This window comes from Halorubrum aidingense JCM 13560 (assembly GCF_000336995.1).
In the GTDB taxonomy this organism is placed as follows: Archaea; Halobacteriota; Halobacteria; order Halobacteriales; family Haloferacaceae; genus Halorubrum; species Halorubrum aidingense.
On sequence record NZ_AOJI01000025.1, the window covers coordinates 35,370 to 49,642 of the forward strand.

General features: G+C 69.7%; 14 protein-coding genes. 6 read left to right on the forward strand and 8 right to left on the reverse strand.

From position 1 onward, the window contains the following. The first annotated feature begins 4 nt into the window (after window positions 1–4). Window positions 5–1,048 (forward strand): isocitrate lyase, encoded by a 1,044-nt coding sequence (gene aceA, locus C461_RS09740; RefSeq protein ID WP_008000784.1) that lies wholly within the window; start codon window positions 5–7, stop codon window positions 1,046–1,048. 73 nt (window positions 1,049–1,121) lie between these two features. On the opposite strand, the gene C461_RS09745 is transcribed toward aceA, so the two are convergent. Beyond that, complete coding sequence (locus tag C461_RS09745; RefSeq protein WP_049906515.1) at window positions 1,122–2,363, reverse strand: CaiB/BaiF CoA transferase family protein; 1,242 nt, start codon at window positions 2,361–2,363, stop codon at window positions 1,122–1,124. Window positions 2,364–2,520: 157 nt separating this feature from the next. Here C461_RS09745 and C461_RS09750 point away from each other — a divergent pair, with 157 nt between their 5' ends. The 3 genes from C461_RS09750 to C461_RS09760 all read left to right on the forward strand — a co-directional run bounded on the left by C461_RS09750 (window position 2,521) and on the right by C461_RS09760 (window position 4,665). Further along, on the forward strand, window positions 2,521–3,315 hold the full coding sequence (locus C461_RS09750; protein WP_008000786.1) for an SDR family oxidoreductase: 795 nt from the start codon (window positions 2,521–2,523) through the stop codon (window positions 3,313–3,315). Between the two features lie 127 nt (window positions 3,316–3,442). Further along, window positions 3,443–3,790 carry a cupin domain-containing protein gene (locus C461_RS09755; protein ID WP_008000787.1) on the forward strand — a complete coding sequence of 116 codons (348 nt, stop codon included), beginning with the start codon at window positions 3,443–3,445 and terminating at the stop codon, window positions 3,788–3,790. After that, on the forward strand, window positions 3,790–4,665 hold the full coding sequence (locus C461_RS09760) for a fumarylacetoacetate hydrolase family protein (RefSeq protein WP_008000788.1): 876 nt from the start codon (window positions 3,790–3,792) through the stop codon (window positions 4,663–4,665). The genes C461_RS09755 and C461_RS09760 overlap by 1 nt, the downstream gene beginning before the upstream one ends. Before the next feature lie 66 nt (window positions 4,666–4,731). Here C461_RS09760 and C461_RS15835 read toward each other — a convergent pair whose 3' ends face one another. From C461_RS15835 to C461_RS09775, 4 genes are all read right to left on the reverse strand, one after another. Continuing rightward, the gene (locus C461_RS15835) at window positions 4,732–4,896 is read right to left on the reverse strand and encodes a DUF7838 family putative zinc beta-ribbon protein (protein WP_008000789.1); all 165 of its coding nucleotides are present in this window, start codon (window positions 4,894–4,896) and stop codon (window positions 4,732–4,734) included. Window positions 4,897–4,946: 50 nt separating this feature from the next. Next, window positions 4,947–5,702, reverse strand: a complete 756-nt coding sequence (locus C461_RS09765; protein ID WP_049906516.1) for an SIMPL domain-containing protein — start codon at window positions 5,700–5,702, stop codon at window positions 4,947–4,949. Between the two features lie 107 nt (window positions 5,703–5,809). After that, the gene (locus C461_RS09770) at window positions 5,810–7,954 is read right to left on the reverse strand and encodes a formate/nitrite transporter family protein (RefSeq protein WP_008000792.1); all 2,145 of its coding nucleotides are present in this window, start codon (window positions 7,952–7,954) and stop codon (window positions 5,810–5,812) included. 155 nt (window positions 7,955–8,109) lie between these two features. Beyond that, window positions 8,110–9,384, reverse strand: coding sequence for a TIGR00341 family protein (locus tag C461_RS09775; RefSeq protein WP_008000795.1), 1,275 nt, complete (start codon window positions 9,382–9,384; stop codon window positions 8,110–8,112). Between the two features lie 139 nt (window positions 9,385–9,523). Here C461_RS09775 and C461_RS09780 point away from each other — a divergent pair, with 139 nt between their 5' ends. Together C461_RS09780 and C461_RS09785 are read left to right on the forward strand one after the other, a co-directional pair. After that, window positions 9,524–9,775: a hypothetical protein gene (locus tag C461_RS09780; protein WP_008000797.1), complete on the forward strand. Its 252-nt coding sequence runs from the start codon at window positions 9,524–9,526 to the stop codon at window positions 9,773–9,775. A 304-nt stretch (window positions 9,776–10,079) separates the two neighbouring features. Further along, the gene (locus C461_RS09785; protein WP_008000799.1) at window positions 10,080–10,961 is read left to right on the forward strand and encodes a homoserine kinase; all 882 of its coding nucleotides are present in this window, start codon (window positions 10,080–10,082) and stop codon (window positions 10,959–10,961) included. Between the two features lie 356 nt (window positions 10,962–11,317). Here the strand turns inward: C461_RS09785 and C461_RS09790 are convergent, their stop codons facing one another. The 3 genes from C461_RS09790 to C461_RS09800 all read right to left on the reverse strand — a co-directional run bounded on the left by C461_RS09790 (window position 11,318) and on the right by C461_RS09800 (window position 14,263). Next, window positions 11,318–12,472 carry an ATP-NAD kinase family protein gene (locus C461_RS09790; RefSeq protein ID WP_008000801.1) on the reverse strand — a complete coding sequence of 385 codons (1,155 nt, stop codon included), beginning with the start codon at window positions 12,470–12,472 and terminating at the stop codon, window positions 11,318–11,320. Between the two features lie 219 nt (window positions 12,473–12,691). Further along, window positions 12,692–13,390: a competence/damage-inducible protein A gene (locus tag C461_RS09795; protein WP_008000805.1), complete on the reverse strand. Its 699-nt coding sequence runs from the start codon at window positions 13,388–13,390 to the stop codon at window positions 12,692–12,694. Between the two features lie 105 nt (window positions 13,391–13,495). Continuing rightward, complete coding sequence (locus C461_RS09800) at window positions 13,496–14,263, reverse strand: DUF5803 family protein (RefSeq protein ID WP_008000806.1); 768 nt, start codon at window positions 14,261–14,263, stop codon at window positions 13,496–13,498. Window positions 14,264–14,273 lie beyond the last annotated feature (10 nt).

A 14,273-nucleotide genomic window follows, 5' to 3' on the forward strand; every position in this document is an offset into this window, starting at 1 on the left:
CCCCATGCATCCCAACGAACTCGACGACGACGTCTTCACGAGAGATATCGACAACCCGGCCGGCCGGCAGCTCCGCGAGCTGTTCGACGAGCAGGACTACACGTTCGCGCCCGGCATCTACCACGCGCTCGACGCCCGCCTCGCGGAGATGGCCGGGCTCGACGCCGCCTACATGAGCGGCTACTCGACCGTCCTCGGCCAGTTCGGCTTCCCCGACCTGGAGATGGTCACGATGAGCGAGATGGTCGAGAACGCGAAGCGGATGGTCGAGGCGACGAACCTCCCGGTCATCGCCGACTGCGACACCGGCTACGGCGGCGTCCACAACGTCCGTCGCGCGGTCCGCGAGTACGAGAAGGCCGGCGTCGCCGCGGTTCACATCGAGGACCAGACCTCGCCGAAGCGCTGCGGCCACATCGCGGGCAAGCAGATAGTCTCCCGCGAGCAGGCCCGCTCGCGGTTCGAGGCCGCGGTCGACGCCAAGCAGTCCGAGGACACGGTCATCATCGCCCGGACCGACGCGTACGGCTCCGCCAACGGCGACTGGGAGGAGCACCTCGAACGCGGTCGGATCTACGCCGACGCCGGCGTCGACCTCGTCTGGCCCGAGATGCCCGACCCGTCCCGCGAGGACGCGATCGAGTACGCCGAGACGATCCACGAGACGCACCCCGACCTCGATCTGGCGTTCAACTACTCCTCGTCGTTCGAGTGGGGCGCCCAGGAGGACCCGCTCACCTTCGAAGAGCTCGGCGACTTGGGCTATCAGTACATCTTCATCACGCTGTACGGCCTCCACTCCGGCGCGCACGCCGCCTACGAGGACTTCGCGAACATCGCGGAGAACGACGAAGCGGCCCAGTTCGACTTAGAGGAGCGCTACATCGGCCACGAGACGGAGAGCCACCACGAGCTCTCGTTCGTCCCGCGGTATCAGGATATCGAGGCCGAGTTCGACCCCGAGGCGCGCGAGCGCCAAGAGGAGTCCGCCGGCTTCACCGAAGACGAGAACGACCCGATCACCGCCGAGAGCGACGACGACGACTGATCGCAGGAGACGCCGTCTGACCGCGCCGCCCGACGATCGAACGCCGGCTCGCTGCGCTCGCCGCGCCCGCCGGTCACCGATCCGGGATCGCCCCCCGTTTTTTAAGTTCTGCAATGTCGCCCTCGCCGTACCCGTACGCGCGCAGGACCGGCTCCGTGTGCTCGCCCAGCGACGGCGGGTGTCGACGGACCGTCGTCGGGGTGCGCGAGAAGTGCATCGGCGAGGCCGGGAACCGCATCGGCCCGGCGGTCGGGTGTTCGACCTCCGCGACCATCCCGCGCTCGCGGATCTGCGGGTCGTCGAACAGCTCCGCCATGTCGCGGACGTGGCTCGCCGGCACGTCGTGCGCGTCGAGCGCGTCGAGCGCCGCCTCGGTCGTCAGCTCGGCGAACGCCGCGTCGAGCACGGGGTCGAGCGCGTCCCGATTGCGCACCCGCTTCTCGTTGGTCTCGAAGCGCTCGTCGGCCGCGAGGTCCGGGCGGTCGAGCGCCGCGCAGAGCCGCGGCCAGAACGCGTCCGACGAGCAGGCGACGACGACGTACCCGTCCCGAGTTTCGAACGCCTGGTAGGGGGCGATGTTCGGGTGTTTGCTCCCCATCCGCCCGGGCGGCTCGCCGCTCGCGAAGTAGTTCGTCGCCATGTAGCTCGTCCACGCGGCCTGCCCGTCGAGGAGGCTCACGTCGATCTTCTGGCCGTCGCCGTCGCCGAGTTCGCGTTCGAGCAGGGCCGCGAGGATCGCCTGGGTCGCGTACATCCCCGCGCCGATGTCCGCGAGCGCGACGCCGATCCGGACGGGCGGCCCGTCCTCGATGCCCGTGATCGACATGAACCCGCCGCGCGCCTGCATCATGATGTCGTACGCGGGCTTGTCGCGGTCGGGGCCCCACTCGCCGTACCCGGAGATGCCGCAGTAGATCAGCCCGGGGTTGTCGTCGACGAGGTCACCGTAGTCGAGCCCCCACTCGGCCATCTTGCCGACGCGGAAGTTCTCGACGAGCACGTCGGCCTCGCGCGCGAGATCGCGGAACACCGCGCGGCCCGCCTCGTCTTGCAGGTTCAACTCGACGGAGCGCTTGTTGCGGTTCACGCTGACGTAGTAGGCGCTCTCGGCGTCGTCGCCCTCGCCGAACGCCGGCGGGCGCCACGTCCGCGTCTGATCGCCCACGTCCGGTCGCTCGATCTTGATCACGTCGGCGCCGAGGTCGCCGAGCTGCATCGTGCAGAACGGTCCCACGAGCACCCGCGAGGCGTCGAGGACGGTGAGTCCGTCGAGCGGCCCTGCGTCGCCCGTCGGCTCGCGTGCTTCACCCACCACGGGCGATCCCCTCCCTGCCCGGGTCTCGCGTCATGCCCCAGCTCGTGTCCCGAGTCGCGTGCATACCGCCCGCCTCGGGCGGCGGGGTAATGAGCCTCCCGGCGGCGACGCCCGCCGCGTCACGAACGGTTATACCGCGGCCGGCCGATCGGCCGGTATGGATCTCGACATCGAGGGGAACGTCGCGCTGACGACGGCATCGAGCAGCGGTCTCGGCTTCGCGGCCGCACAGGCGCTCGTCCGCGAGGGGGCGAACGTGGTAATCAACGGCCGAGACGAGGACGCGCTCGCCGAGGCGAAAGCGGATCTGGAAGCCGAGGCGGCCGGCGACGCTCGTGTCGTCGCCGTCCCCGGGGACATCACCGTCGAGGCCGACCTTGACGAACTCGTGGAGACGACCCTCGACGAGTTCGGACGGCTCGACCACCTCGTCACCTCGGCGGGCGGCCCGCCGTCGGGCGCGTTCCTCGACACCGACGACGAGGACTGGCGCGACGCCTACGAGCTGCTCGTGATGAGCGTCGTCCGGCTCACCCGCAAGTGCGCCGAGCCGCTACAGGAGGGCGACGGGGGAACCATCGTCAACATCACCTCGCGGTCCGTGAAGGAGGCGATCGACGGGCTCGTCCTCTCGAACGCGGTCCGGATGAGCGTCATCGGCCTCGAAAAGACGCTTTCGAGCGAGCTGGCGCCCGACGTGCGCGCGAACGCCGTCCTCCCCGGCCCCCACGAGACGAGCCGGATCACGGACCTGGTCGAGCAGGCGATCGAGCGCGGCGAGTACGACTCCTACGAGGAGGGGCTCGCCGACTGGGCGAGCAACCCGCTCGGGCGCGTCGGCGACCCGATCGAACTGGGCAACACCGTCGCGTTCCTCTCCTCGCCGAAGGCCGGGTTCATCAACGGGCAGTCGATCGTCATCGACGGCGGCGCCGGCAACGCGAACCTGTAGACCGACCGCGACTGGCGGGTGCGCGGCGTCCGTTCTGGTGGTGCACGTCGGCTGTCGCCCGGGGCGGCTTCCCGTCCGGCTCCGCCGCGACCCCAAGCGATATCACGTCTCCTTTCGTCGCCCGACCATGGACCACGTGCCATTCGACGAGGCGGAGACGTACGAACCCGACGAGGGCTGGCGGCGGGCGTCGCTGGCGGGCAGCGACAAATTCACCTTCGAGTGGTTCGAGAAGCCGCCGGGCCACTCCTCGCCGATGCACGATCACGAAAACGAGCAGGTGTGCGTCTGTCTGGCGGGCGAACTGACCGTTCACACCGAGTCGGAGACCGTCGTGCTCGGCGAGCACGACTCGGTGCACCTCGAGGCGTGGGAGTCACACCGGGTCGAGAACGCTGGCGACGAGCGCGCAGTCGGCCTCGACGTGTTCGCGCCCGGTCGCGGCTTCGACTTCTGGACGGACCGCGAGGAGTGATGGAGGACGTCGATCCGCCGTCCGACCGGCCGTCAGACCCGTCGTCCGCCACCCCGGCCCGGCTCGCGCGGACCGTCGACGGGCGCCCCCTGCTCGGCGGCGAAGACGGGTTCGTCCCGTTGGCGTCGGCCGGGATCGACTCGGTCGCGGACGCCCTCGGCGCGGCCGCCAGCGCGGGGGGGCTCCCGGCCGTCGAGACGCTGCCCGCCGCGCCGACGCCCGCCGAGCACCTCGCGTTCGGGACCCCGTTCGACCCGGGGAAGCTGTGGGGGATCGGCCTCAACTACGCCGACCACGCCGATGACCTCGACGCCGTCCGGCCGGCGGAGCCGGCGAGTTTCATGCAGCCGGCGACCGCGCTGACCGCGCCCGGCGGCCCGATCCGACTCCCTCCGAGCGACGAGACGTCGCGGGTCACGGCGGAAGCGGAGCTCGGCGTCGTGATCGGACGGACGTGCAAGGGCGTCGACCGGGACGCGTTCGGCGAGGTCGTCGCCGGGGTCGTCGCCGTCATCGACGTGACCGCCGAGGACGTCCTCCAGCGCAACCCGCGGTTTCTCACCCGCGCGAAGAGCTACGACACGTTCCTCGTCGTCGGCCCGTGGGTGTCGACTCCGATGCCGCTCGACCGGCTGGCCGGCACGACCGTGCGGACCGTGATCAACGGCGTGACCGTCGCGGAGAACACGGTCGATCGGATGCTGTTCCCGCCCGAGGAGCTCGTCTCGTTCCACTCACGGGTGATGACGCTGGAGACCGGCGATCTCATCTCGACCGGGACGCCCGGCGCCGGCGTGATAACTGCCGGCGACACGGTCCGCGCCGAAATCGACGGCGTGGGGGCGCTGGCGGCCGACGTGATCGGCGGCGCCTGACGGCTCAAGGGAGTCGGAGCGCGCAGATCGAAGGGAAGCGTCAGAATCGCGTCGCGGTCTCTCGTCTCAGGCCGGGAGGGTGTTGATCCCGTTGATCTCGACGTAGCCGTAGCCGCACTCGGGACAGCGCCACTTCGTCTTCTCGCCGAGGTGGAGCGTCATCGCCGCGGTCCGGTAGAACGACTGAGCCTCTCCGCACGACGGACAGTCCACGTCCTTTTCGAGCGCCATGGCCGAGGATCCGGCCGGCGCGGTTTTGAAGCTACTGATCCGACCGCTGCTCAGGCCTCGGCGCCGTAGACGACGTTGACGGTGACCCGCACGGTCACGTCGCCGGTCTCGATACCCGTGGCGGGCGCACCGCCCGAGTCGGCCGACTCGAGCACCGCCGCGTCCCTCACTGCGTAGGGCGTCCAGCTGGCGTCCCCGGTCGACACCGAATAGACGCCGGTCACGTCGAGGTCGCTCGCGGCGGCGAGGGTCTCGGCGTCCGCGTCGGCGTTCGCCATCGCGTTCTCCAACGCCTCGTCGCGGACGTCGCGTTCGCGCTCCTCGCTCAGTCCGAACTGGATCTGCTGGACCTCGTCGGCGCCGGCGTCGACCGTGACGTCGATGACGCTGCCGACCGCGTCGACGTCGTCGACGTCGATCGCGTACCGGTGGATCCCCTGATACGCCTCGCGATCGGGGTCGTCGCGCGACTCGTGGGTCTCCCGGACGTCGTAGCGATCGGTCCGGATGTCGTCCTCGTCGAGCCCCCACTCGGTCAGCGCCTCGCGGAGCCGACTATCGCCGGTCGCGAGGTCGTCGCGCACCGCCTCCGGAGTCGAGCCGGTCGCGGTGACGGCCACTCGGAGGGTCGCCCTGTCGGGCTCTCCGACGGCCTCACCGCCGGCGCTCACGTCGATACTTCGTTCGAGGTCGGCCTCGCCGCCGACGCCGGCATCCGCCGACGAGCCGCCGATACCCGCACAGCCGGCGAGCCCAACGAGCAGGGCGACGCCGACGACCACACCTATCGTTCGCGTTCGGTTCATACACACCCGTCGTCGGGAGTCGACAATACGTCATCGGAAACACAAAGAATCGCTTGCGTCATCGTCCGTCGCCGGATTGATGAGACAGCGGGACGGCGGGCGGAGCGTCAGTCTCTCCGCTCGGAGGTGTCCCCGGCGTCGGCGTCCTCGCCGTCATCGTTCACCGCGTCGTCGTCCTCGATCGGATCGTCGTGGTCCGTGATGACGGCCGACTGGGCCGGTTCGTCGTCGGCGCGGGACTCGGTGTCGTTCTCGGCGTCGCTCCCGGCGTCGCGTTCGGCGTTGCTCGCGTCGCCGGTGTCGTCGACCCACTCGTCCGCTTCGTTGATCGTGGAACCGATCTCGGCGGCGTCGGTCTCGGAGAGGTCGGCTCCGCTCGACTTGTCGGGGTCTCGCTCGACGGTCCCGCTCACCGATCCCGACGCGTAGCGGCCCGCCCCGAACAGCCGGTCGCGGAGCGAGCGACTGCTCGGCCGCTCGGCGAGCAACACCGAACAGTCCACGTCGTGGAGCACGTCGAGATGCAGCGAGTTCGACACCAGCCGCGAGAGCAGCCCCTTCTCCGTCGCGCCGATGATGACGAGGGTGCTCTCGGCCGCCTCCTCGACGATGGCCTCCTCGACGTCGCCGCCGTCGTTGACGACCCGGTCGGCGTCACTGAGACCGTGTTCGGCGGCCCACGCCGTGAGGAACCCCTCGCCCTCGGCGCGGTTTTCCGGTCCGTCGACGACGTGGAGCAGCGTCACTTCGGAGCCGGCCGTCCGCGAGAGGACGCTGGCGACCTCCGCACCGAGCGCCGAGTCCGGGCCCCCGGAGGTCGGGAGGAGGATCCGCGAGGTGTCGAGGTCGCTCTCGTTGAGGATGAGGAAGTCGCAGGGGAGCTGGTTGGTGAGCTCGTCGATAGGCCGCTCCGCGCGGGCGGCGTTCCACAGCTGATCGTCGCCCCAGCCCATCAACACGGCCTCCGGGCGGGTCCGGCGCGCCATGTTGAACACTTCCTCGAACGAGCGGTGCGAGACGACCGTCGACGTCGAGACGTCGATGTCGTACCCCTCAGCGATCTCGCGGAGTCCCGTCATGCCCTCCGCAGAGGCGTCGGCGATACGCCCGGCGCCGGCCGACAGCGACATCCGCTCGGGCGCCTGCACGACGTGGACGATGTGGACGAGTCCGTCTTCGTGGTCGCTCGCGATCCGGCTCGCGAGTTCGACGATGGGGCCGTCGGTCCGCGGGTTCGTGATCGGCACCATGATGCGGTGGCCCTCGTTGGCGAACAGCGTCGCCTCCGTGGCGTCCAGGATGGGGACGTACGACCGTCCCGCGGCGCGCCCGAGCACCCACTCCGGCACGGTGAGCCGACGGGTCACGCCCTCGAAGCGCGCCTCTTCGAGGCGCTGTTCGCTCGTCTGGAAGTAGTTCACCAGCGTGACGAGCACGACCCCGCCGATCGTGTTCCCGAGCAGCACCGGTAGCACGAACTCGAACAGGCCGGTGTACAGGCTGACCTCGGCGCCGTACAGCGGAATTCCCTCCTCAAAGAACAAGAACAGGACCTCGGTGAACGAGACGACGACGTGGTACAGTTCGCCGAGCGGGATCGCGAGGAACGCGAGGTAGACCACGAGCATCCGGCTCACGGAGTCCGTGGAAGCGAATCCGACCCAGACGACGCCGGCGACGATCAACCCGGCCATCGCGGCCTTGAAAAACAGCGACCAGAAGCCGACCTCGAAGCCGCCGCTGGAGACGTAAATGGCGGCGTCGACCGTCTCTCCGGTGAACACCCCGCCGTACGAGAGGACGAGCGCGCCGAACGCGCCGCCGACGAAGTTCCCGGCGAGGACGATACTCCAGTGACGAAGCAGCGTCGGCAGGCTGGCGAGCCGTTCGAGCGTGAGCGCCACCGGCGGGAGCGTGTTCTCGGTGTACAGCTGGTAGCCGCCGATGATGATGTAGATGAACCCGAGCGGATACAGGATAACGCTCAAGATCGGGTGGTAATCCGTCGACGCGGTCATCGAAGCGTACAGCATGAAGGTGATCGTGATAGCCAGTCCGGCGGCGAGACCGCTGAAGAACAGTTCGCGGCCGCCGGAGGTCACCTCCTCGTCCGCAGCGGCGATGATCCGCTGGAACACTTCGTCCGACGAGAAACGGTCGCGAACCGCCTCGCCGACGGCCGGTGCGCCGCTTCGAGACCGTTCGACGACCTCCCGCATCGAGTCGTCTTCGGGCCGAGATTCGTCAGTCACTGCCTCAACGAAGGACGACCAGTATAAAAAGTACTTCCACTTTGATCCGTCGAGCAGAAGCGCGCATATTCGCATAATATCGAACGGAAGGACCGCATCTCAGCACCTGTAGACACATTCGTTCGACGAACGTTTGAAACGGTGCGAGTACGCAGTCAAGCCCGCTCGACGCGCATGATCCGCACCTCGACGCGAACGTCGTCGCCGGTCACCGCCTCGATCCGCCGGTCGAGCGTCTCCGCGATCCCCTCGACGGTGGCGTCGGGAGGCACGCCCACCGTAATCACCACGCGTTCGGTCTCCAGCGGCGGGACCGTCCCGCTCCGTTCGACGTCCAGTTCCATCAGTTCCGCGTCGGCGTCGAGCGCCGCCAGCTCGTCGCCGACGGCGGTGCGGATGTCCTCCTCGGTCGTCGACGCGACGTACGACTCGTAGGTGACGCCGCCGAGGAACACCGAGAGCAGCGCGATTGCGGCGATGAGAACGGCGGCTCGCTTCACGAACGCGGCGCGCGCCTCCTCCTCGCGGAACCAGCGTTGCGGTCGGTACCCCTCGTACCACAACACGACCAGCGCCGAGAGGTTGATCGAGAGCACGTTGACCGCGACGATCACTCCCGCGCCGAGGACGAGCCGAGGGATCGCGAAGGCGACGCCGATGCCGACCGCGGCCGCCGGCGGGATGAGGGCCACGGCGATCATCACGCCCACGAGCGTCGCGGAGACGCCCGTCATCAGCGAGACGATGCCGGCGATCCCGGCGCCGATCGCGACCACCAACACGAGGACGTTGGGCGCGAGCCGCTCGGACACCTCGGCGAGTTCGAGCGGGTCGAGTCCGGGCGGGACGAACGCGAGCGTGCGGAGCGCGAACGCGAAAGCGGTCGCGGCGACGACGGCGACGGCGACGCCGAGCACCTGCATCCGCACGCCCCGGCGGAACAGCGTCTCGTCGTCGACGACGGTACCGATCGCGGCCGACATCGCCGGGCCGATCAGCGGGGCGATGACCATCGATCCGACGACGGTCGCCGGCGAGTCGAGGAGCAGCCCCGCCGTCGCGATCACGGCGGAGATCACCGTCATCAAGACGTAGGTTCCGAGCCCCGAGGCGAGATCGTCGGCCTTCGCCTGCAGCTCCTCGCGGGAGATCCGGTCGCCGCCGCGCTCGGCGTCCTCCTCGTACTCGTCTTCGAGCGCCTCAAACCGGCGGGAAATCACGGTCTCCGCGGCGACGATAACCGTGTAGGTCCGCTCGTCGATCCCGGCCTCGCGGAGCCGTTCGAGGACCGGCTCGACCGCCGCGGTCGGCAGCGGAAACGTCGCGACGGCGGTGTACTCGCGGCCGCTCGTCTCGTCGGTGACGACGTAGTCCACCCCGAGCTCGTCGAGCGCTCGGACCACGGCCGCGCGCTTCCCCGCCGGAATCATGACCTGAACGAGTCGCACGATCCGTGGTTTCCCGGACGGGACTTATAAGGACGAGGGTCGGATCGCCGAACAGTCGGCCGCGGAAACGCCACGCGAAACGGAACTTTAATGCGCGAATCCCTCGGACGTTCGGACAAGAATGCTCTCGCCGCTGTTCATCGACACGTTCCTGCTCGATTACCACCTCGGGCACGTCTTACTGCTCGGGTTCGTCGTCTCGCTTCTGGGCGCCGCGCCGCTGAAGTCCCAGAAGGTGATCGCGTCCGTGTTCGCCGGCTTCGGCGTGATCTTCATCATCGCACCGAACACGACGATGCCGCCGACGTTCATCCTCCTCGGCATCCCGCTCGTGCTCATCGGCGCGCTGTTGTGGACGATGGCCGACAGCTGAGATCGGCCCGATCGCCCGTCGATCCGTCCGGTCGCGGCCGACCGGACCGAACTCGGAGACTTCGTCGAGAGCCGTTCGCAGATCCTGTGGCGCGCCCGTTCGCGCGCCGTCGCGTTTCCACCCCCAGCCACCGCTCCGGTCGGTCGCGCCGGCTGTCGCGTGAGTCCGCTTTTTAAACAGCCACGTCCCGTGCGCCCGATACCCACGGGCCGGCGTCTCGTGCGCGAATCCGTCTCACGGCCGACGATACCACTCGCGTTGTTCGATCCCGCTCCTTTTTGCACTCCGGGCAACACTGGTCGCCATGGTCACGGTACGGGCACCCGCCACGAGCGCGAACCTCGGCAGCGGGTTCGACGTGTTCGGGGCGGCCCTCTCTCGACCGGCGGACGTCGTCACCGTCGAGAAGGCGGCGGAGACGACGATCGAGGTCACCGGCGTCGGCGCGCAGTACATTCCGGAGGACCCCGAGAAGAACACGGTCGGCGCGGTCGTCGAGGCCCTCGACGCGCCCGCCCGCATCCACATCGACAAGGGCGTGCGCCCGGCGTCCGGGCTCGGCTCCTCGGCGGCCAGCGCCGCCGGCGCCGCGGTCGCGCTCAACCGGCTGTACGACCGGGGGCTCTCCCGCTCCGAGTTGGTGCCGATCGCCGCCGAGGGCGAGGCGGTCGTCTCGGGCGTCGCGCACTCCGATAACGTCGCGCCCTCGATCCTCGGCGGGTTCACGGTGACGACGACCGAGGAGACCCACTCGGTCGACGCCGCCATCCCCATCGTCGTCTGTCTCCCCGACGTCGCCGTCTCCACGCGCGACGCCCGGCGCGTCGTCCCCGAGACCGCCTCGATGGACGCGCTCGTCGAGACGGTCGGCAACGCCGCGACGCTCGCGGTCGGGATGTGTCGCTCCGACCCCGACCTCGTCGGCGCCGGTATGAACGACCCGATCGTCACCCCCGAGCGCGCGCGCCTGATCACGGGGTACGACGACGTGCGGCGCGCCGCCTTCGACGCCGGCGCCGCGGGCGTCACCGTCAGCGGCGCCGGCCCCGCGATCATCTCGGTCTGTCGCGACGGCGACCGTCGCGGGGTCGCCGCCGCGATGCTCGACGCCTTCGCCGACGCCGGGATCGACGCCCGCGCCTACCAGACCCGGATCGGGCAGGGCTCGGTCGTGTTGGACGAGTAGCGTTCCGACGACGCGGCGCGAACCGCCGCCAGCGACACGGTATATAAACAACCGAGAGCGACGGCAGCAGTCCTTTATAAGTGAACGATTCGCAGTCAATGACGCGCAGCCAACGACAAAGGGTGCTGTCGGCGCGCTCCGGTGAGCGCCGCAACGCGGCGCGAACCGAGCGCGAGGGAGTCGGACCGGCGCAGTTGCGCCGGTCCGACGAGGCTGGGGAGGCGTGAGGTGCGGAGCGGGCGCTGGCGGTTGCGGGCGGTTGCGGGCGGTTGCAGGGCGGGCGGTAGCGGTGTTCATCGCGCCGTCGCCGACAACGTCTTATAAACGGCCGCTCGCACGAACGCCCATACGATCCCTCACACGATCTTCATCATCCGCGTCTCGAACTTGCCGACGCGGACGCGCACCCACCCGGACAGCTCGGCGTCGAGGTCCGGGTCGTCGGTGTCCACCCGAAGCGCCCGCACGTCGTCGAGTTTCGCCCGCGAGGCGACGATCCGCACGTCGCACTGCCGGATCACCGCCGGCGATAGCTGCGGGTTGCCCCGACCGAACACGAACCCCTGCCCGCCGATCGGGGAGACGACGATCACGTTCTCCTCGTCGAGCGCCGCGAGGATCTCGGCCTCGGTGCCGTCCCGAACGATCACCTCGCCGTCGCGCCACACGTCGACGCCGATCGGAGAGGGCTCGAACCCGAGCGCCGCCTTGATCGCGCCGACGGTCGACCCCGGGCCGAGCACGAACGTGACGCCCTCCCCCTCGCGCTCGCGGATGTCGTCGGCGACGCCCTCGGCGAGCGACTCGACGGTGCCGCTCGCGGTCTGTTTCGACGACTGCAGGTCGTCGGCGACGGGGACGTGCGCGACCGCTCGAAGCTCCGGGCGGACCTCGCCCTCCCGGTAGGCGTCCTCGTCGATGTCCATCACCTCGCGGCGCTCCGTCCGCGAGAAGGTCGCCGCGATCTCCGCGGCGTCCTCCGGCGAGACGGCGAACACCGAGGAGTACACCTTGACGCCGGCGGGCACGCCGAGCATCGGGACCGAGGCGCCCGCCCGCTCCAGCGCCGACGCCACGTCCGTCGCGGTGCCGTCGCCGCCGACGAAGAGCACGAGATCGACGGGAGCAGAACTGTCGGCACCGCCGTCGCCGTCGGCGCCCGCGTCTCCACCGGCGCCGACGAACGCCTCGACGACGCGCGCGGTGTGCTCGGCGGTCGTCGCCGTCGGCGCCGGCGGGTCGGCCGACTCGGACGACCCGAACGGGTCGACGACCCGAGCCGGGTCGAACCCGGCCGCCCGGACGAGTCGCTCGCCCATCGGGTCCGCCGCGGTCGAAACGGTCGTGTCGGGCGCGACGACCGCGAGTCGCTCCAGCGCCCGGCGCGCCCGGTCCGGCGCGCGCGGTTCGGCACCCCGGGCGATCGCCTCCGCGACTTTCCCGTCGGTCCCTTTGAGCCCCACGCGACCGCCCATCCCGGCGACCGGGTTCAGTACGAAGCCGACGTGCATGCGTCACCCTTCGAGGGCCGCAACTTAAGCGAGACGCGTCCCGTCGGCGAGGCGGAATCCCGCCCGAACCGCCGGACAATCAATACTTAAGACGCCCCCAGAACAACCCCGATTCATGATCCTCGAAGTCGCCCCGACCGAGACGCTCCCGATCAACGCGACCGCCACCGTCGTGCTCGTCGCGAGCCTCGCGCTCGTCGCCGTGTGGGTCGCGTACCTCTACCGCTGATCCGCGTCGACCAGCACCGATCGCTCGCGGACCCACTCGGCGGCGCGCTCCGCCTCCGCGGCGGTCGCCGCCGTGATCTTCACCCGGACGCTCTCGCCCGGATACGAGCCGACGCTCACGTCGAACGTCTCCTGCAGTTCCGCGAACCGCGCTAAGAGCGCGCTCTCCGGCTCGTCGACGTCGACCGTGACGGTGTGCGTCGGCGTCCCGTTGAACTCGTCGGCGACCGACTCGAACATCGCTTTCATCTCCGTCGGTACGCCCGGCAGCACGTACACCGACTCGACGACCGCGCCGGGCGCGACCCCGGGCTCGTTCGCGAGCGGCCGGCAGTCCGCCGGGAGGTGCGTCGTCTCCGCGGTGAGGTCGTCCGCGCTGTAGCCCCGCTCGGCGAGCCACGCGGCCGCCTCCTCGTTTTCCACCAACTCCCGGCCGAACGCGGCGGCGACGGCCGCCATCGTCACGTCGTCGTGGGTCGGTCCGAGGCCGCCGGTGACGATCACGGCGTCGTACTCGGCGTAGTACTCGTTGACGACTCTCGCGATCTCGGCGACCTCGTCCGGGACGACGGTCACTCGGCGGACGGAGACCCCGCGATCGTCGAGGCGATCGCAGAGCCACGTCGCGTTCGTGTTTTCAGTGTCGCCGACGAGGAGTTCGTTCCCGACGGTGACGATGGCAACGTTCATACCGGGATAAGGGGTCGCGCGTTCAAAAGGACGCTGGGACGCTGAGAGACTGGGATACTGAGGCGGCGGGGAGTCGGAGGGCCGGTCTGAGGACCGTCCCGCGCTCTACTCGTCGTCGTCCTCGTACACGCCGAGGCCCAGATCGCGGCGCCGCTCGCGGAGCTCCTCGAGCTGCCGCCGGAAGTAGACGGTGCCGGCGATCGCGGCCGCGACCGCGATGACGAGGATCACGCCGAAGACGACGAGGTCCGTCTCGCGGTACGACTGGACCACGACGGAGCCGCTCGTCACCGAGTCCCACGTGATCCGGTCGCGGCCGTCGACCGTCTCGATCTCGTGGTCACGCGGCGAGACGTGGCCGACGATCGGCACGTCGGTGCTGAATCCCTCGGGCAGCGTCACCGCGTACGACCCCTCGACGTACGTGAGCGTGGTGAACCGGCGCGGCGAGCCGTCGGCCGTGAACGCCAGCTTGCCGCCCTCCATGTCGTCGGCGAACCGGATCCACGTCTCGTCGGGGGTCCGGTCGATCTCGCCGCCGCGAGCGCGGAACTCGCTGCCGTTGATCACCTCGCCGTCGGAGTACTGGTAGCGGAACGCCTCGAACTCAAGGGGCTGATCGCCGGCGTACGGCGTCTGTCGGTACAGCCTGAGTTCGTCGATCGCGGAGGCGTTGTACACCGCCGTGTACTGCGTATCCGTCGACAGCTCGAAGGCCGCGTCGCGGTCGGACGCGAAGTCGTACTCGCGGGGCGGGTCGACGTCGAGCGTCTCGTTGGCGACTTCGCCGCCGTCGTTGATGTACGTGAGACAGCCGGCGCTGGCGACGAGGAGGACGACGAGGGCCGTCGCGAAGACGAGGCGTCGGTTCACGGGGTCAGCT